Source organism: Kitasatospora purpeofusca (assembly GCF_042691725.1).
Classification (GTDB): domain Bacteria; phylum Actinomycetota; class Actinomycetes; order Streptomycetales; family Streptomycetaceae; genus Kitasatospora; species Kitasatospora purpeofusca_B.
This window is the reverse complement of record NZ_CP170483.1, coordinates 8,406,599-8,425,296: the sequence shown is the minus strand read 5'-3', so window position 1 is coordinate 8,425,296 and position 18,698 is coordinate 8,406,599. Positions and strand designations below refer to the sequence as shown.

The 18,698-nt window shown below is 72.7% G+C and carries 12 protein-coding genes; 3 read left to right on the top strand and 9 right to left on the bottom strand.

The annotated features are described in order from the left end of the window. Positions 1-386 precede the first annotated feature (386 nt). The gene (locus tag ACFCLZ_RS36310) at positions 387-5,291 is read left to right on the top strand and encodes an FG-GAP-like repeat-containing protein (protein ID WP_380282170.1); all 4,905 of its coding nucleotides are present in this window, start codon (positions 387-389) and stop codon (positions 5,289-5,291) included. Positions 5,292-5,716: 425 nt separating this feature from the next. Here ACFCLZ_RS36310 and ACFCLZ_RS36305 read toward each other — a convergent pair whose 3' ends face one another. Further along, positions 5,717-7,195: a S41 family peptidase gene (locus ACFCLZ_RS36305; RefSeq protein WP_380282169.1), complete on the bottom strand. Its 1,479-nt coding sequence runs from the start codon at positions 7,193-7,195 to the stop codon at positions 5,717-5,719. An 86-nt stretch (positions 7,196-7,281) separates the two neighbouring features. On the opposite strand from ACFCLZ_RS36305, the gene ACFCLZ_RS36300 reads away from it, so the two are divergent. Then, complete coding sequence (locus ACFCLZ_RS36300; RefSeq protein ID WP_380282168.1) at positions 7,282-7,932, top strand: response regulator transcription factor; 651 nt, start codon at positions 7,282-7,284, stop codon at positions 7,930-7,932. Positions 7,933-8,012: 80 nt separating this feature from the next. Beyond that, on the top strand, positions 8,013-9,119 hold the full coding sequence (locus ACFCLZ_RS36295) for a sensor histidine kinase (RefSeq protein WP_380282167.1): 1,107 nt from the start codon (positions 8,013-8,015) through the stop codon (positions 9,117-9,119). Between the two features lie 482 nt (positions 9,120-9,601). Here the strand turns inward: ACFCLZ_RS36295 and ACFCLZ_RS36290 are convergent, their stop codons facing one another. The 8 genes from ACFCLZ_RS36290 to ACFCLZ_RS36255 form a co-directional block, all read right to left on the bottom strand. Then, entirely contained in the window at positions 9,602-10,147 is a 546-nt protein-coding gene (locus tag ACFCLZ_RS36290) for a hypothetical protein (RefSeq protein ID WP_380282166.1), read from the bottom strand. 770 nt (positions 10,148-10,917) lie between these two features. Further along, positions 10,918-12,732: an ATP-binding cassette domain-containing protein gene (locus tag ACFCLZ_RS36285; RefSeq protein ID WP_380282165.1), complete on the bottom strand. Its 1,815-nt coding sequence runs from the start codon at positions 12,730-12,732 to the stop codon at positions 10,918-10,920. After that, positions 12,729-14,720: an ABC transporter ATP-binding protein gene (locus ACFCLZ_RS36280; RefSeq protein WP_380282164.1), complete on the bottom strand. Its 1,992-nt coding sequence runs from the start codon at positions 14,718-14,720 to the stop codon at positions 12,729-12,731. Before ACFCLZ_RS36280 ends, ACFCLZ_RS36285 begins: the two co-directional genes overlap by 4 nt. Then, positions 14,690-15,556, bottom strand: coding sequence for a chorismate--pyruvate lyase family protein (locus ACFCLZ_RS36275; protein ID WP_380282163.1), 867 nt, complete (start codon positions 15,554-15,556; stop codon positions 14,690-14,692). The genes ACFCLZ_RS36280 and ACFCLZ_RS36275 overlap by 31 nt, the downstream gene beginning before the upstream one ends. Beyond that, the gene (locus ACFCLZ_RS36270) at positions 15,553-16,149 is read right to left on the bottom strand and encodes a hypothetical protein (protein ID WP_380282162.1); all 597 of its coding nucleotides are present in this window, start codon (positions 16,147-16,149) and stop codon (positions 15,553-15,555) included. Before ACFCLZ_RS36270 ends, ACFCLZ_RS36275 begins: the two co-directional genes overlap by 4 nt. Positions 16,150-16,875: 726 nt before the next feature. Next, positions 16,876-17,844 (bottom strand): pirin family protein, encoded by a 969-nt coding sequence (locus ACFCLZ_RS36265; RefSeq protein WP_380282161.1) that lies wholly within the window; start codon positions 17,842-17,844, stop codon positions 16,876-16,878. After that, positions 17,837-18,343, bottom strand: a complete 507-nt coding sequence (locus ACFCLZ_RS36260) for an OsmC family protein (RefSeq protein ID WP_380282160.1) — start codon at positions 18,341-18,343, stop codon at positions 17,837-17,839. The genes ACFCLZ_RS36265 and ACFCLZ_RS36260 overlap by 8 nt, the downstream gene beginning before the upstream one ends. Beyond that, a complete protein-coding gene (locus tag ACFCLZ_RS36255) occupies positions 18,340-18,648 on the bottom strand; it encodes a GNAT family N-acetyltransferase (protein WP_380282159.1) in 309 nt (102 codons plus the stop codon). The genes ACFCLZ_RS36260 and ACFCLZ_RS36255 overlap by 4 nt, the downstream gene beginning before the upstream one ends. Between the last annotated feature and the right edge of the window lie 50 nt (positions 18,649-18,698).

Here is an 18,698-nt window from a genome sequence, read left to right as displayed (position 1 = left end):
ATTTGAACCCCGGCAGCCCGAACAACTCCGCCGAGTGACCCCTTCTTGTTTCTCTTCGCCTGAAAACGGGCATGCGAATGGACCCCCCCTTTGCTCGGGCCGCCTTAAGGGCAGCCCTCAACCCCCCGGACCGAACCGGCTCGCAGAGACTATGACAGTGCACACCCGAACAAGCCAGTGACGGCACGCAATTTGCGCGTCGAGTTGTCTGAACCTCTGCGGAGCGCGTGCGCGGCCGGTCAGGCAAATGGCCGACAATCGGACAACCCGTCAGACTTTCCTTCGAAAAGATACGCAGCCGTCCGACTGTCGTGGCAGGCTGCTCCCCGCCCGAACTCGAACGGGCATCTGCTCAGGCAATTCTGCAGAAGATGGGGGTACTTGCCATGAGTCGACCGAAGTCGGCCGCGCCACCGAGACGGCTACTGGCGGGGGCGGTCGCCGTCGCCCTGACGGCCGCGACGCTCACCGCGCTCACCGCCACCGCCCAGGCCGAGCCCGCGAAGCCCGACCGGGCCGCCGACGCCCAGGCCGATCCCGCGCGGCCGGCCCCGGCCACGGCGGGGAAGGCGGAGCCGCTGACGGCCGATCAGGCCTCTGCGTCGGCCCGGAAGACCGGCAAGGCGGTGAAGGCCGACGCCGCGACCACCGCCACCGACGAACTGGTGGCCAACGCCGACGGCTCGTTCACGCTGACCCAGAACGTGGCGCCGGTCCGCCGCTACCGGGAGGGGGCGTGGCGCAGCCTCGACGCCACCCTGGTCAGGCACGAGGACGGCACCGTCGGCCCGGCCCTCGCCGCCACCGACCTCTCGCTCTCCGGCGGCGGCCCGGGCCCGCTCGCCACGATGCGGTCCGGCCCCGCCTCCATGTCGCTGGAGCTCCCGGGCGACCTCGCCGCGAAGCTCCCCGCCCCGACCCTGGACGGCGCGACCGCGACCTACGCCATCCAGCCCGGCATCGACCTCAAGGTCACCGTCGACACGCTCGGCGGCTTCAGCGAGGTCTTCGTCGTCAAGGACGCCAAGGCCGCCGCCAATCCCGCGCTCAGGAAGCTCGCGTTCAAGACCCGCACCAAGGGCGTCGACCTCGCCACCGACCAGGCCGGCAACATCACCGCCAAGGACGGGAGCGGCAGGACGCTCTTCTCCGCCCCCGCACCCGCCCAGGGCATCTGGGACTCCGCCGCCGACCCGAACGCGGCCACCGTCCCCGACGCCCGCACGGGCATCGCGCTGGACGCGAAGAGCGGCTCGCCCGCCGAGTCCTCCCACACCGACCCCGGCGCGCACGCCCACACCGCCCGACTCGCGAGCGAGTACCACGACGGCGCGATCGTCCTGACGCCCGATCAGTCCATCCTGAACGGCAGGGACACCGTCTGGCCGCTCTACATCGACCCCTCCTACTCGGCGGGCGGGACGATCCAGAACTGGACCTACGTCAGTTCCGCGTTCCCCAACCAGAGCTACTGGCGCACCAGCGACGCCAACGGTCTGCGGGTGGGCTACAACGGCTGGGAGTCCCCAAACTACGTCGGCCGCGCGTTCGCCCAGCTCAGCGTTCCGCCGCAGCTCTCCGGCGCACAGATCACCGGCTCCGTGTTCACCCTCGTCGAGACCTACGCTCCGTCGTGCGACAGCCGTGACGTCGAACTGTGGTGGACCGGCGGCATCGGGTCCGGCACCACCTGGAACAACCAGCCGGGCTGGCTCGGCAAGCTCGACACCAAGAACGAGGCCCACGGCTACAGCAGCAGCTGCCCGGCCGCCGGCGTGGGCTTCAACGCCCTCGGCGCCGTGCAGAGCGCCGTCGCCAACGGCGCCTCGGACGTCACGCTCGGCCTGCGCGCGTCCAACGAGTCGGACATGAAGGGCTGGAAGAAGTTCCAGCCCTCGTCCATGGGCATGACCACCACCTACAACCACGCCCCGTCCACGCCGGACGGTCTGAGCACCTCGCCCGCCACCTCGTGCACGGCCAACCCGCCCAGCGTGGTGGGCAACGGTGACGTCACCCTGTACGCGAACGTCAACGACGCGGACGGCGGCGGCCTGAACGCGAACTTCACCGTGGTCAAGGAGGGCACTGGGACCGTCGTCGCCTCCGGCAACCCCGGGGCGACGGCCGGAACCACCAGCGGCTTCCTCGTTCCGCGCAGCACCCTGGTGAACGCGGCCGGCGGCGCGGCCACCACGTTCGCCTGGAACGTCCAGGCCACCGACGGCAGCGCCACCAGCCCCACCAGCACCACCTGCCGGTTCGCCTTCGACCCCACCGTCCCCGGTGCGCCGGTCATCACCCCGCCCGCCAACCCCGCCTACCAGGTCGGCACTGCGGCCGCCTTCACCTTCAGCCCCAACGGCACCGGCGCGGCGCCCTCCGGCTTCCTCTACCAGCTCAACGGCGCGAGTCCGGTGTCGGTCAAGGTCACCGGCGCCGCGACCGCGACCGCCGCGATCAAGCCGACCCGGGCGGTCAACACCCTGACCGTCACTTCGGTCTCGCCCGGCGGCAACATCGGCGACACCGCGATCCTGATCTTCAATGCCGCCGCACCCGCGACCGCGGCCGAGAACGACCTGACCGGCAACGGCCGCGCCGACCTCGCCGTGGTCGGCGGCCAGGCCGGGCTGCCGGCCGGCTACTGGCTGGCGTCCGGGGCGTCCGACAAGTCCATCAACACCGCGGCCGACAACATCGGTGCGCGCGGGACCGGCGCCAACGCGCCCGGCTCCGCCGCCGACTGGACCGGCACCCAGGCGGTGACCGGCCGCTACGCGACCGGTGGCGGCTTCAACGACGTCCTCTCCTACAACCCCTCGACCGGTGCCGGCAGCATCCTGTTCGGCAGCGGCGACGGCTCCGCCCTCTCGCCGAACTCCGGCAGCCAGGTCAACGTCAGCACGCGGATCTTCACCGACAGCACCACCGGCGCGAAGGCCGCGCAGGTCGCCAACGCGGGGGCCCTGTACCAGGCCGCGAACCAGCTGCCGGGTGTCCGGCCCGGCCTGCTGCTCCTGCTCGACAACCGGCTCACGCTCTCCGGCCCGGCCGGGATCCCCGGCGCGTTCGAGCCCGCCAACAGCAGCGTGCCGCTGAGCGCCACCAACCCCACCGGCACCGGCAACTGGGCGGGCTGGACGATCCACAGCGCGCTGGTCGGCAACCTGCCGGCGCTGTACGCCCGCGACACGGTGACCGGCCAGCTCTGGTACTACAGCCCGACGGCGCTCACCAACCTCGCCGTCGCCGCGCTCCTCGGCATCGACAAGGGCCCCACCGCGCCGGTCAAGGTCGCCGGCAGCGGCTGGAGCGGCAGCGCGCTGCCCGCTCTGCAGGCCGCCGACATCAACCGCGACGGCACCGCGGACCTGTGGTCCGTCGACACCAACGGCGCCGTGACGGCCCACCTCTTCAACGGCACGGCGCTCTCCTCCCAGGGCGCCCAGTTGCTGGTGACCTCCACCCACACCTGGCCGCTCGACGACAACGCCACCGAGGGGGCGGTGGTCGCCACCGCCGCGGACCGGGTCGGCGGACTGAACCTCACCGGTTCGGGGCCCGGCGCGACCTGGAGCAACAAGGACCTGTTCAAGCCCGACGTGCACCTCGGCGGCAGCTCGAAGGGTGGCGTGCTGAGCAGCGCCGGACCGGCGGTCGACGTGGCGAACAGCTTCACGGTGTCGGTGTGGACCAAGCCCGACAAGCTCGGCGGCGTGGTGCTCTCGCAGGACGGCACCGTCAGTTCCGGGTTCAAGCTGTTCCCCGACGCCACCACGGGGCAGTGGTCGTTCTGCCTGGCCACGGCCGACAACGCCACGCCGGGGTGGGACTGCGCGACCGCCGGCGGCGCCGTCCAGCTCGGCGTCTGGACGCACCTGACCGCGACCTACAACCAGGGCACCAAGACCCTCGCGCTGTACGTCAACGGCATCGTCGCCAATGCCAACAGCCACACCGCGGTCACCGGCTTCACCAAGAGCCTGCGCATCGGTGACTACCTGGCGAACGGCATCTCCCAGTCCTTCTTCAACCCCTACAAGGGCGCCGTCTCCAACGTGCAGGCCTGGGCCGGCACCGCGCTGAACCCCACCCAGGTGGCGCTGCTGTCCGGCACGCCCGGCTACGTCCTCTTCCCGAGCGACGGCACCGACCACCCCAGCGGCAGCACCTGGGCCGCCGGCAACGCCCGGATGCGGTTCGACGCCGGCCAGCTCGCCATCACCAACCCGGGCTACGGGACCTGGAGCATGGGCAGCGCCGACCAGCCCAACGCCGTCCTCACCCTGCAGAGCGACGGCAACCTGGTCGCCTATCCGCAGCCGGCCCACTCCGCGGGCACCGCCCTCTGGTCCAGCGGCACCTACTCCCAGCCCGGTGACGTCATGTTCTTCCAGCCCGACGGCAACCTGGTCATCTACCGGGCCGACGGACTCGCGATCTGGGAGTCCGGCTCCTGGTCCAGGGGCCTGCACAACAACGCCGCCGACGAGTCCGGCGGCACCGGCAAACTCCGCTACGCCGACTTCGACGGTGACCACCGGGCGGACGCGATCACCATCGCCGACAACGGTGCGATCAGCGTCAAGCTGAACAACGGCGGCGACGGCCACGGCGGCTGGATCTCGCTCGGGCAGGTCACCGGCGGTGTCACCACCGACCGGACGAAGGTCCGCTTCGCGGACTTCGACGGCGACGGCCGGGCCGACTACATCGTCTTCAACGGCGGAGCGGTCAACGTCTGGCTGAACAACGGCGGCGACGGCCATGGCGGCTGGATCCACTACGGCCAGGTCACCACCGGCGCCACCAGCGACCCCGACCAGGTCCGCTTCGCCGACTTCACCGGCGACGGGAAGGCCGACTACATCATCACCCAGGCCGGCGGCAACGTGGGCGTCTTCCAGAACAACGGCGGTGACGGCCACGGTGGCTGGTCCGACCTCGGTCAGGTCGCCGGCGGCGTGACCGATGACCGCAGCCGGATCCGCTGGGCCGACGTGGACGGCGACGGGAAGGCCGACTACAACATCATCAACCTGGACGGTGCTGTCACCACCTACATCAACAAGGGCGGCGACGGCCACGGCGGCTGGTACCTCCGCCCGAGGATCATCACCGGTACGACCACCGACCAGAACCTGGTGAACTTCGCCGACGTCAACGGCGACAACCGGGTGGACTACCTGGTCACCAACGGTCCCACCACGGCCCGGCTCTCCAACGGCGGCGACGACTTCGCCACCCCGGGCTGGATCGACTGGGGGCAGATCCTTCCCGCGGTCTGATACCTCCCGGAACCGCGGTGCCCCGTCGCCTTCCGGCGGTGGGGCACCGCCCGTTCCGGCGGGCCGAACGTCCGGGTCCCCTCCGTGCCGCCGGCTGCCAGCCGCAACCGAGGGCGCCACCGCTCGGCGGCGCCTGGCGGGCCGTCGCCGGCCCCCGGTCGGTGCGCGGGCCGGGGGGACCGGTCCACGCACCGCCGTCTTGCGCCGACAGGTACCGGTCCGACGAGCGGACACCGGCGTCGTCACAGGCGCGTTGCCTGCGGCCCGCGCCGGGGCCCAGGGGTCGAGCGGCGGGTGCGGCATCCAGGACGGAAGCGGCATCCGGACCGACCGGTGTTCCAGGGCATCCTGTTCGTCCTGCACACCGGGATCAGCCGGGAACATCTCCCGCATTCGGTACCCGTCATCGGACAGCGTCTGACCTGCTACGACCTCAGCAGGGTCACCGCCCGGTTCACAGCGGGATCCAGGCCCTTCGACAGATCCGCCGCGGTGAGCGGCACCTCGTAGTCCACCGCGACGCCGATGCCGTCGATGATCTCGCCGTTCGCGGCGGTCTGGTGCTCGCCGACCAGGACCAACATCGAGTCGTCGTCGAGGGCGAAGGCCTGGGGCTTGCCGGCGACGATGCCGGCCGTCCGCTCGCCCACCAGCTTGCCGAGGTTCAGGTCCTTCACCGCGCTGCTGAAGGCGTCGCAGGCGGAGGCGCAGTAGCTGTCGGTGAGTTCCACGAGTGGCAGGTTCACCAACGGGGTCGTGTCGTCCGTGCGGTCCGGGGTGCAGGCGCCGTGCAGGGGGCAGTTCCATCCCGTGATCCGGCCGTGGGCGAAGGCTCCGAGCAGCTTGGCCACCTCCTCGCCACGGCCGCCGCCGTTGCCGCGCAGGTCGAGGATGACGCCGCGCACAGGGCCGGCCTTACGCAGGGCGTCGAGCTTCTGGAGGGCCTCGTCCGCCCGGCCCGGCTGGAAGTCGGGCAGTACGACGTCGGCTGTGTCACCGTCGACCAGGGTGACGCTGACCGTCGGCGGGGCCGGCGGACCCGAGGCGGTCATGGCCACGGGCTGCAGATCGGCCGTCCAGGTCCGGTCCGTCGCGGGCCGGTGCAGCGTGATGTGGACCGGATCGGCCGTCGAGGGACGGAGCCGGGACAGCACGCCCGGGCTGAGCATGCCGTTGACCGTCAGCGGCAAGCCGTCAACGGCCTCGATGATGTCACCGGGCTTGAGCCCCGCCTCGTCGGCCGGCGATCCGGGGACGGCCGTCCGCACGTAGAACGGCGGCTGCGCGTCGCGGATGTCCGGAGTCGCCCGGCCCGAGGAGCCGGGGAGAATCCCCAGGGTGTAGCCGCCCGGACTGCCGTGGAACGCTCCGGTCCAGGAATTGTGGTTGTCGCCGACGGCCGAGACCATGCCCTCGATCGCGGCCGAGGCGAGAGCCTGGCGCAGCGCGGGATCGTTCGGCAGCGCGTCGAGCACGGCCTGGTACTTCCCCGCGAACGCGTTCCAGTCGGCGTCCCGGCGCCCGGTGAGCTTCGGCAGTGTCGCGATCGGAAGGTCCTGGTGCCGGCTCTGCAGTTCCTGGGTGATCTTCTTGAACGCCGCCTGGAGCAGCACCCGGTCGTCGATGACGGGCCCTCTGTAGGTGTGGTCGAGGATGCAGCGGTAGGCCTGCCGCAGGGTCGCGACCGTGGTGGGCTTCTGCGGCCTGGGCGGCCCGTCGACGGCCGGCGTGCACGCCTGACCGGTGCCTGAGGTCGCCCTCGCGGCGACCGCGGCGCCGGAGAGCGGGCCGGCCGAAGCCGTCGTCCCGGGCACGGCCAAGCCGCTGGTGGCCAGGAGCGCGAGCCCTGCGGTCAGCACACGCGATCGCCGGACGGCCCGCCGGAGGTAAGGGAGTTGGTTCATGCCGCCCACGTTGACAGCCACCCGGTCACGCGACGGTGACCGGAAACGTTGACCGCGCGGTGACCACGGGCGTGTTAGAACGAGCTGTGCGGATACTCGTGGCCGAAGACGAACACATGCTCGCGGAACTCGTGGCCGACGGCCTGCGCAGGCATGCCATGGCGGTCGATGTCGTCCATGACGGGGCGGCGGCGCTGGAACGCCTGGCCGTCAACGACTACGACGTGCTGGTGCTCGACCGCGACCTCCCCGAGGTCCACGGTGACGACGTCTGTCGGGAACTCGTCGCCCAGGGCGCTCCGGTGCGCATCCTGATGCTGACCGCGGCCGTCACCGTCGGAGACCGCGTCGCGGGCCTCGGGCTCGGCGCCGACGACTACCTGCCCAAGCCGTTCGCGTACGCCGAACTGGTCGCGAGAATCCAAGCCCTGGCACGACGTCGGGTTCCGCCGCTGCAGCCGGTCCTGCACCGTGCCGGCATCACGCTGGACGCGCCTCGTCGGCAGGCCTTCCGCGACGGCCGCTATCTGCCGCTGTCGCGCAAGGAGTACAGCGTGCTGGAGGTGCTCATGCGAGCCCAGGGCGCGGTCGTCACGACGGAGGAGTTGCTGGAGCGGGCCTGGGACGAGCGGACCGATCCCTTCACGACCGTCGTGAAGGCGACGGTGAGCAAGGTGCGGGCCAAGCTGGGCGAGCCGCAGGTCATCGTCACGGTCGCCGGCGGGTACCGGCTGTGAGACGACGGTTCTCGACCGTCAGGGCGCGCCTCACCCTGCTCTACGCGGGTCTGTTCTTCGCCACGTCGACCGCGCTCATCGTGACCGTCAACGTGCTGCTCCAGCGTGTTCTGCGGGAGAACGTCGCCGCCATGGGCGAGCAGGTCGTCATCGTCGCCACACCGTCGCCGAGCCCTCCCGGTGGAGTTCAGGCCCCCCGCACCCCGCTGCCGGACCTTCGCGGCGGCACCGACCTGAAGCTCGCCAAGGACCTCGGGGACAGTGTCCTGCGGCACCAGTGGACCGTCACGTGGATCGCGATAGCACTGCTCGCGGTCACCGGCTCGGCGGTCGGCTGGTGGCTGTCCGGCCGTGTCCTGCGCCCGGTGCACCGCATCACCGCCACAGCACGGCGCCTGTCGCTGTCGAACCTTCACGAACGGATCGCCCTGGACGGGCCCCAGGATGAACTCAGGGAGCTGGCGGACACGTTCGACGAGATGCTGGGGCGCCTCGAACGCGCGGCGGACGGCCAGCGCCGCTTCGCCGCGAACGCCTCCCACGAGCTGCGGACCCCGCTGGCCATCCAGCGGGCCGCGATCGAGATCGGCCTGCAGGATCCCTCGCCCGAACAGGTGGCCCGGATGCGCGTCGAACTCCTCCAGGCCACGGCGCGCACCGAACGGCTCATCGACGGCCTGATGATCCTGGCCCAGGGCGAGCGCGGTCCGGAGCAGTCGGATCCGGTCGACCTCGCCGACATCGCCCGCGACGCGGCGGACCAGCATCATCGTGGCGCCACGGACGCCGGCGTCACCCTCGCCCTCGATCTGCACCCCGCTCCCAGCACCGGCGATCCGGTCCTGCTGACCCGGCTCGCCGCCAACCTGATCGACAATGCGATCCGCCACAACCACCCCGAGGGGAGCGTCCTGATCCGCACGTCGCCCGACTCGGTGCTGACCGTGACCAACACGGGGCCCCACGTCCCTGCCGACCGGGTTCCCGAGCTCTTCGAACCGTTCCGGCGCCTGCACTCGCCCCGCACGGGCTCCGCCCAGGGTGCAGGGCTGGGCCTGTCCATCGTCGCCGCCATCGCGCAGAGCCATGGTGCGGAGGTCCATGCCACACCGAACGCCGAGGGTGGACTGACCGTCAGCGTCACGCTGCCGCGTCGGACGATCGCTCACGGCCCTGGGAGCAGTTGAGGTCGGGGCACTCGGGGAAGCTGTCCGCCGTCGGGTCTGCCACTGTGCGACGCTGCCGCGCCAGCGCGCGCGGCGCCGGCGGGACCGGCCGCTCATCCCGGTCCCGGCGGCATCCACGCGTCCGGCCTGGCCCTCCGCCGTCCATTCGCGTCGTCGGCCGCCAGCCGCGCCCGAGAGCCGCGCGGCAACCGTCGCCTGGCCCCTGTCGGTGCGCGTACCAGGGGGACCGATCCACGGGGGGCGGACAACCCGATCGCCCACCCGCGCAGGCCCGGGCCACGCAGGCGCGGGCCGGTGGGCGACCCGCCCGCAGGGGCCGGACTGCGCGCAAAGGTGGGTCCCCGCCGTACCGACGCTCCACGTAACGGCACTGCTTGGGCCGGCCATCGTGCTCACCAGGTTGTGAGACCAGGTCCTGGCCGCCGCTCCGGCGGCAGTGTCCGTCGGCGGGCAGCCCGCGCGGAGCGTTCTCCGCCGGCAGGTCAGGCGATGAGGTCGAAGACCGTCTCGCTCTTCAGGGCGGGGCTGACACCGGCGCGGAGGTAGGAGTTCATGGAGTTCGCCTCATAGGTGCCCAGGTCGGACGGGATGAGGACCTCCACGGAGAACGAGCCCCGGGCGTCCGTCTTCGTGTCCCGCAGGTCGCGCACCTTGTGGTCCGAACCGAAGGGGTCCTTGACGACGAAGGCGACCCGGACGATCACGTCGGGAGGGTAGTTCTCGCCCGTGAGCACCGTCTTGGTGCCGCCCCGCCCGCTGTCGGGGACGGCGGTGAGGACGCGAACGGCGGTCGGGGTCGCACTGCTGCCGGCCGCCGCGCTGGGCAGCGGGTTGACGGACGGCCTTGCGTCGGCGCCGCCGGCCGGGGCCGCGATGACCGTAGGGCCCGCGACCGTGACGGTCGGGCCCGGCACGGTGACCGTGACGGCCGGCTGCGGCCCGGGGTCGTTGCCGACCCGGGCCTGGGTGAGGAAGCCGCCCGCGAACCCGGCCCCGAGAGTGACGACGGCCACGACGGCGGTGACCACCGCGCTCCAGCCCTGAAGGTCGACCCGACGGCGTCCCGGCGCCGCCGTGGTTCGCGGCGGCGCGGACGGCTGCGGGGGAATCCCGGGGGCGGGCGGGGGTGTGGACGGACGGCTGGGCGTGGTCGGCGCGGTCACAGAGTTCCCCCTCGTTCTGCGGCCCGCACGGGGCCATGATCGACGGACTCTTAAGTACCACAGGGCAGCACACCGTGTCGCGAACGATCGAGGCCAGGCGTTGGGCCTCGGACGGCCGCGCGGGTCGCCGGATCGCCGGCTCGCCGGAGGTGCTCGCCGGCCTCACGGGCTCCGGCCGCACCCCTGTGGTGATGGCCCACCCCCTGAGCGCCGACCGGGTCATCACCGTCGGGTCCGGGCGGATCCACCGGCCCTCAACCGCCTCATGACCGGGACCCTGCGGATCACGTCGGACTGTGCGCGGCTGGTCGCGATGTTCGACTGGGCGGTACGCACGGCCCGGACCCATGTGCACCCCGCCGGGTGGACCGGCCCGGTGAACGCCGACGAGCATCGGCCGCTCGGCACCGGGACAGCGCCCTACCTCCCCACCTACCACGCCGGCTACCGGCACCGGAGCGCCTTCGGTCGTCATGGGTGCGCCGGCGCAGGCCGAGGCCTCCGCACAGCAGCAGGACCGGTGGGCGGCCGTCCGCCCTCGTCGCCTGCCCGGGTGTGGCGGTCATCAGGGATTCCCGTTCTCGTTGGTTCCGGTCCGGCGCCGGGGCGAGTCCGGCGGGGTCGCCGGACTCGCCCTAACGCAGACCGGTTCGGTAGGCCTCCGCCTGGATCCCGTACAGCTGTGCGTAGTGCCCTCCGAGTGCGATCAATTGGTCGTGGGTGCCGAACTCGGTGACGCGGGCGCCGTTCAGCACCAGGATGAGATCGGCCGCCCGGACGGTGGAGAAGCGGTGCGACACCAGCAGGGTCACCCCGCCCGTGCCGGACCGGGTGCCGCTGCGGGCGAGCACGGCGTAGCGGTCGAAGAGCGCGTGCTCGGTCTCGGCGTCGACCGCGGAGGTCGGCTCGTCCAGGACGGTGAGCAGCGGTTGTTCCCGCATGAAGCCCCGGGCGAGGGCGACCCGCTGCCACTGGCCGTGCGAGAGGTCCACTCCCTGCGGCCAGCCGGCGCCCAGCCGGGTCTCCGCTCCGTCAGGCAGGGCCCGCGCGATGTCGTCCGCCCCGGCCCGCTCCAGCGCCGTGCCGACGGCCTCCGGGTCGTCCGCGCGCGGCAGGTCGCCGATGCCGACCGAGGTCCGCAGCCGGAACTCGAAGGCGAAGAAGTCCTGGAAGGTGCCGGTCACCCGGCGGCGCCAGGAGACCGGGTCGGTGCGCGCGAGGTCCTGGCCGTCCAGGGTGATCCGCCCGGAGGTCGGCGGATACAGACCGCACAGCAATTTCACCAGGCTCGACTTGCCGGCGCCGTTCTCGCCCACGACCGCGACCACGGCTCCGGCCGGCAGCAGCAGGTCGATCCCGTCGAGGACCGGGCGGTCCGTCCCGGGGTAGGCGAAGGTGACCGCGTCGAGCCGGATGCCCTCGGCTAGGCGCTCCGGTGCGGACCACTCGGCTTCCGCCCGGTGCTTCGCGGCGTAGTCCTCCAGCCAGGCCAGCCTACGGGAGCAGTCGAGCCAGATGGTCCGGAAGAAGTGCAGCTGGGTCATGGTCTGACCGATGTACCCGGAGAGCCGGCTGCCCGCCGCGAGGACGAGCAGCACGGCGGCCGTGCGGTTCGCGGCGTGCGCTGCCGTGTAGGCCAAGGCCGCGATGAAGGCCGCCGCGAACAGGGCCTGCGCGCCGGCCTGCCAGGCGGTGCTGACCCAGCGGGCGCGGGCGAGCGGGCGGTGGCCCTGCTCCCAGGCCCGGTGCCGCAGGCGCCGGACCAGCGGGCCGGTGCGGGCGACGCGCAGTTCCTTGCCCGCCGGCGCGGAGGTGGCCAGCAGGAACAGGTGGCGGGCGAGCCGGTTGTGCCGGGCGCCGGCCTCCTCCACCCGCTTCTCTGCGGCGGCCCGCCGGCCCGAGACGAGGAGCGTGGGCAGCGGGAGGAGCCCGAGCAGCACCAGGAGCGGGTTCACCGAGGCCAGCAGGCCCAGGGTGATCGCCGCCCGGAGCAGCACTCCGATGAGGGTGAACAGGTGCCGGTACAGGTCGCTGAGCGCCGAGGCGTGGTCGCGCAGTACCGAAATGCGGTCGAGCTGGGCGGGCCGCTCGTGGTGCTCGATGGTGGCCACGCCGGCCTGCAGCTCGGCGATGTGCGACTCGACGACGACGGCGGCCCGGTCGGCGAAGCGCTGGTTCACCCGCGAACTGACCGTCTCAAGCAGCCAGTTGCCCGCCGCCATGGCGGCGAGGAGCCCGCAGCCGGCGGCGATCTGAGTACCGCTGTGGGCGATCACCGCGGTGGCGAAGGCGGTGAGCCCCCAGGCGAACATCGCGTCCGGCACGGCGCTGAGCACCTCGGTGCAGAAGGCCGTGGCGATCATCGCGGGGCTGGAGCGCCAGCCCATGCGCAGCGAGCGGCCCAGGGAGCGCCAGGCTCCGGGCAGCGGGTCGAGTTCGTCGGCGGTCACGGCCAGACCTCCTGTCCGTGGCCGTCCTGGGTGCTCCCGGCCGAGCGCGTGGCCGGCACCAGGCCGTCTGCCGGCTCGGTGCCGTCCGACGACTCTGTCCTGTCCGCCGGCTCAGAGGCGTCCACCAGCTCGGTCCTGTCCACCGGCTCCGTGCCGTCCGCCGATTCGATGCCGTCCACCGAGTCGATGCCGTCGGCGGCCGGCTCGTCGAAGCGGGAGGCTTGCAGGGTGTAGAGGTCGTGGTAGCGGCCGTGGGCGGCCATCAGCTCGGCGTGGCTGCCGAGTTCGACGATCCGGCCCTGTTCGAGCACGCAGATCCGGTCGGCCTGGCGCACGGTGGAGAACCGGTGCGAGATCAGCAGGGTGGTGACGCCACGGGTGGCGCGCAGCAGGCGTCCGAAGATCTCGGCCTCACCGCGCACGTCGAGCTGCGCGGTGGGCTCGTCCAGGATCACCAGGCCCGCCCCGGAGCGCACCGCGGCCAGCGCTCGGGCGATGGCCACCCGCTGCCACTGGCCGCCGGACAGCTCGGTGCCGCCCTCGTACTCGCGGGCGAGGACGGTGTCGAGCGGCGCGAGCCCGAGCCCGCCGGCCTCCCGCAGCACGTCCTCGACCACGTCGTCGTCCGCTCCGAGCGGGGCGACGTTGTCGCGCAGCGGCAGGTGGTAGCGGAGGAAGTCCTGGAACACCGCCGCGACCTGCCCGCGCCAGGCCTCCAGGTCGAACTCGCGCAGGTCGGTGCCGTCCACCTCGATGGCCCCGCCGGTCGGGTCGTGCAGCCGGCAGAGCAGCTTCGCCAGCGTGGTCTTGCCTGCCCCGTTGACGCCGACGACGGCGAGCGAGGTGCCCGCCTCGATCGTCAGGTCGACCCCGTCGAGGACCGGTCCGGTGCTTCCGGGGTAGCGGAACTCGACCCCGCGCAGCCGGATCCGGGCGGCGGGCAGGCCGGCCGCCGCCTTCGTGCCCGACGGCAGCCGGCCGACCTCGGCCATGGACTCCCGCAGGGCCAGCGCGGTCGCGACCGATTCGGCGGTCGGCGGCAGTGCCCAGTTGATCCCGCCGAAGGCCACGGCCGAGACCCCGAGGGCGGCCTGGGCGAACATCGCCGCCCGGCCGACCGACAGATCGCCGGCGGTCGCACGCTGGGCCAGCGACCAGAACAGCAGGCCGTTGGCGGCCAGCAGGACGAGCACCGCCCAGCGCACCGGCCTGCGCCGCAGCCGGGTCGCCTGCCCGCGCAGGTCGCCCAGCTTGCGGCGGTGCGCGGTGAACCGGGCGACGGTCCACTCGCTCAGCCCGAAGATCCGCAGCTCCTTGGCCGCCGGCGCGGCCACCGCCAGGCGGTAGGAGTAGTCGGCCTCGCGTTGGGCCGCGAGCACCTCCTCATCGGTCCGGTCCCAGGAGCCGCTCTCGCGCAGCAGCCAGTGCGTGGACAGCCAGGCGCCGGTGAGCAGCAGGGCGGCCCACCAGCTGTAGTCGAGCAGGACCACCGCCTGGGCCAGCCCGGCGGCCGCCTCGACCAGGCCGCCGGCGATCAGCCCGATCGCGATGACCATCGGCGGGCCGGACATGCCCTGGTCGAAGTCCTTGGCGAGGGTGAGGCGTTCGGTGAGCTCCCGGGACTCCAGGTGGGCGAGCGCGGGCGGTTCGGTCGAGGCGCCGGCCAGCACGTCCTGCAGCCGGTCGGACATCCGCTCGCCCAGGCTGCTGCTGACTTGGGCGTGCACCGGCGCGAGCAGTTGGACGAGCACGAACGCGACGCCGACGGCCGCCAATGGGCCGAGGTAGGACCGGCCGACGTCGAGCGCCCCGACCAGTCGGCCGGTCAGGACGGCGAGGACCGCCGGCAGTGCGCCGCGGCTCGCGATCAGGCACCACCAGGCAATGCCCAGGCGTAGGTGGGTCCGGGTGAGGAAGGCGAAGAGGACGGGCTCCTGCCGACGCCGGATCGCGGCGATCACCGCTGCCTCGCGCTGAAGGGGGTGCACATGCGGTTCGTCCGTCCTGTCTGGGGAGGAGGCGGTCGGTACGGTTCCCGGACGGCGCCGGGGGCCGCCCGGGTGGCAGCGCGTGCGCCGGTCGGCACGTCGGCCGGCGGCACGTCAAGTGGTGACACGTCATGTGGTGACACGTCAGGTGGCGGCACGTCAGGTGGCGGCACGTCAGACGGCTTCCTTTGCGGCGGGCTGGTGCCGATCCGGCGCCGGGGCGTCGCCCAGTCGCAGGCAGGCGGCGGTGAAGACTCGCCCACGACCATCGCGGGGCGCCCGCCGATGAACACCCGGTAGACGCGCTGAGCACCGGTCACCGTCCGGTCCGGTCCACGGTTCGGCCCACAGTCCGGCCCGCGGTCCGACCCCGAGGCCCGCGCCCACGCATGCGCCTGGTCCAGCGGGTCGGCGCCCTCACCACCGAACAGCACGCGGATGCAGAGGAGTTCACGGAAGGTCTCGACCCGCCGACGGCGCAGCACCCGGCCGATCGGCTCGCTGGTCGTGGTGAGGTCGCGGTGCACCGGTCCGGGCAGCGCGTCGGTCGACAGCACGGACCGGGCGCGGACCAGGGTGGTGCCGGAGCCGGCGGCGACCAGCTGCGTGGAGCGGGTCAGCATGGGGCCGGTGCCGGGGCCGGGGCCGTCCGCCAGGGCGGCCGGCGCCCCGGCGGGCGCCGGACCGCCGTGCCGCAGCTCGGCGAGCCGGATCGGCCCGCCGAGCAGCTCCTCCAGCAGCATGGTGACGGTTCCGTCGGTGGTCACGAGCAGCCGGCCGAACGCGCTCAACCGGTCGACCGGGAGCTGTCCCGCCGCAGGCCCGGCGGGGCTCACCGGTCGTCCTGCGGCGGCTTGCGCAGCGCCTTCCCGGTGGCCGACCGCGGGATCCGGTCGACGGGTTCGAAGGCGCGCGGCATCTGCTGGGGGGCCAGTTCGGCGCGGCACCAGTCGACGAGACCGCTCAGTACCGCACCGAGGCGCAACACGACCCGGGCGACCGGGACCTCGCCGCGCACCTCGTCGGCTGCGGCGGCGACGGAGACGTCGAGGACGCCGGGGTGCCGGGCGATCACCTGTTCCACCTCGGCCGGCGAGACCTTCTCCCCGGCGACGTTGATGACGACGGCCGCTCGGCCGTACAGCAGCAGCCGGTCCGGTGAGGTGACCGACCGGCGGGCCAGGTCGCCGGTGCGGTACCACCCGTCGGGTCCGGCGACGGGCACCAGCCGGCCACCGGTCCCGGGTCCGAACCGCCCGAGCGCGAGTGAGGAGCTCTGCACCTGGAGCTCCCCTTCCGTGAGCCGGACCCGCACGCCGGGCAGCGGCTCCCCGAGGTCACCGGCTTCCTGACCGGGCTCGACCCGGGTGAGGGTCATCGCGCCGGATTCGGAGGATCCGTAGCAGTTGTAGAGGGGCAACTCTGCCATGCCGCCTTCGCGTTGCCGAACGGCCCCCTGGGCCAGCAGGCGGTAGTGGGCCGGCAGTGCGATCAGGGTCCGGGCGTCGACCGCCCGCACCGCTGCGGCGCAGGTCGAGGGCAGGCACCTGCTCGGCAGCAGGCGCACGGGGGCACCCGACACGAGCGGTCCGAGGAGGCCATAGTTGAAGCCGTAGGCGTGGAACGTCGGCGCGGCGCGATGTCGAGGCCGGCATCAGCCCCGGCATCACGTTGGAGGTCTTCAGCCGGCTGGGGTGACCAACCCGACGTCCCCGATGGCACCGAGTCGGCCCGATCGACGACGGTCGGCCTCAGTGACGGCCGAGAGCGACAACCCCGTGCAGCAAACCGACGAGGACGGTGGCTGCCGCTTCCTGCACCTCCAGCGCCTGCTGCGCGCTGAGCCAGTTCGAACTCGCGATGTCTTCGCCTCATGTCGCGCACACCGGGCCAGTGTTCGCCCCAGCTGGCACCGCCTCCCCGAAGCCGTCGAACCCAAGCTGATGTAAAGTCAGGAAAGTCAGCATGGGTCAGCATCGATACGGGCAGACCTTGCGGCAGGTGCCCACACCTGCGAATCGGCCGGCCTTGCAACTCGCCTTTCTGAGGAGACAGGAACGGGGAGCGGAACTCGCTCGCCAGGAACCTCCAGCTGTCTACACAGCCCTGTCGGTAGCGGCGGAGACAGGGACCGCCAGCGAGTGATTGTCGCAGGTCAGCGCACCCTTCCGCGCGCCTTCAGCGGTGTGGCGGGGAGGGCCGGTGCGTCGAGGCGGGCGCCGTCGTAGCCGTGGACCTCGCCGAAGCGGGTGCCGGTCTCCCAGTCGTTTCGTGCCTGGGCGATCTCCTCGCCGGTGCGGCCGATGAAGTTCCACCACATGACGAGTTTCTCGGCGAAGGGTTCGCCGCCGAGGAGGAGGAAGGTGGCGTCGGTGTCGGCGTGGAGGGGGAGGTGGTGGCGGCCGGTGCCGAGGTAGAGCATGGCGCCGGGGTCGAGGGGGACGGTGTCGACGGTGAGGGTGCCGGACATGGTGAGGACGGCGTACTCGAAGTCGGGGTCGAGGGGGAGGCGGAGGTTCGCGCCGGCGGTGAGGGTGAGGTCGGCGCCGACGAGGGGGGTGTGGGTGGTGCCCGGGGAGGTGGCGCCGACGAGGGTGCCGAGGATGACGGTGGCGGTCAGGCCCGGGGCGGTGACGGTGGGCAGGTCGGGGTGGTGTTCGAAGGCGGGTTCGCGGTGGCGGTGGGCGTCGGGCAGGGCGACCCAGAGCTGGGCGCCGTGCAGGAGGGGGGCGTGCGGGCGGGGGGACTCCTCGCTGTGGGAGATCGCCCGGCCGGAGGTCATCAGGCCCAGCTCGCGCGGGCGCACGGTCCGCAGGCTGCCGAGGCTGTCGCGGTGCAGCACCTCGCCGGCGTGCAGCCAGCTGACCGTCTGCAGGCCCATGTGCGGGTGCGGGGGGACCTGCATGCCCGGCTCGTCCGCGATGTCGTCCGGACCGTAGTGGTCGACGAAGCACCACGCCCCCACCATCCGCCGGCCCATGTTCGGGAGGAGGCGGCGGACGACGGTGCTGCCGCCGAGGGCGGTCTCGCGTGGGGCGAGGAGTTCGTGGACCGCGCCGCCCGGGGTGTCGGCGCGGCCGCCGCGCACGGTCGGAGCGGCGGTGACGAGGTCGGGTTCAGCCATGGTGGGCCCCGTTTCCGGAGGTCGAGGCGCGCGGGGCGGCCGGGACGATGGGGGTGCCGGCGGAGACGGCGCGGGTGACCGGGGTCCGGTCGGCGATGTCGAGGAGGCGGGCGCGCTGGGCGTCGTCGAGGTCGCCGACGAGGTCGATCCGCCGGGTGATGCGGACGGCCTTCTCCGGGCCCTTCTCGTAGCCGAGGTGGACGCGCACGGTGGTCAGCGGCCACTGCTTGCGCTGGGCGTACATCCGCAGCGTGATCGCGGTGCAGGAGCCGAGCGCGGAGAGCAGCAGGCCGACCGGGGTGGTGGCGGTGTCGGCGCCGCCGGCCGACTCGGGCTCGTCGGCGGCCAGCTTGTGGCGGCCGGACCGGATGTCGACGTGGTAGTCGTCGGCGGTGCTGGTGGCGACGGCGGCCGCGGCGCGGACGAACCCGGTCTCGGCGACCGGGACTCCCCCGGTGGTTTCGGCGGTGGCTCCGATGGCGGCTCCGGCGGCGGTCACAGGCCGAACCGCTCGCGCTTGGCGGCCGGGACGAGGTCGTGGTACTCGGGGTGCTTGGTCAGCCAGCCACGGATGAACGGGCAGTACGGGAGCACGGCCAGTTCGTTGGCGCGGGCGTCGTCGAGCGCGGCGCGGGCGAGGACGCCGCCGAGGCCCCGGCCGCCGAAGTGCGGGTCGATCTCGGTGTGGATGAACGCGATCTCGTTCTCGTACCGGTGATACTCGGCGAAGCCGGCGAGTTCGCCCTCGGAGGTGATCTCGTAGCGGGACTTCTCGGGGTTGTCGGCGACGGTCGTCATGGTCATCTCGTCCTCCTGGGGGTCGGCCCTGGCGTCGGAAGTAATTTAGCATTCAA

Coding starts and splice junctions, on each gene's coding strand:
- ACFCLZ_RS36310 (WP_380282170.1), top strand. CDS start 387: ATGAGTCGACCGAAGTCGGCCGCGCCACCGAGACGGCTACTGGCGGGG.
- ACFCLZ_RS36305 (WP_380282169.1), bottom strand. CDS start 7,195: ATGAACCAACTCCCTTACCTCCGGCGGGCCGTCCGGCGATCGCGTGTG.
- ACFCLZ_RS36270 (WP_380282162.1), bottom strand. CDS start 16,149: ATGGCAGAGTTGCCCCTCTACAACTGCTACGGATCCTCCGAATCCGGC.
- ACFCLZ_RS36265 (WP_380282161.1), bottom strand. CDS start 17,844: ATGGCTGAACCCGACCTCGTCACCGCCGCTCCGACCGTGCGCGGCGGC.
- ACFCLZ_RS36255 (WP_380282159.1), bottom strand. CDS start 18,648: ATGACCATGACGACCGTCGCCGACAACCCCGAGAAGTCCCGCTACGAG.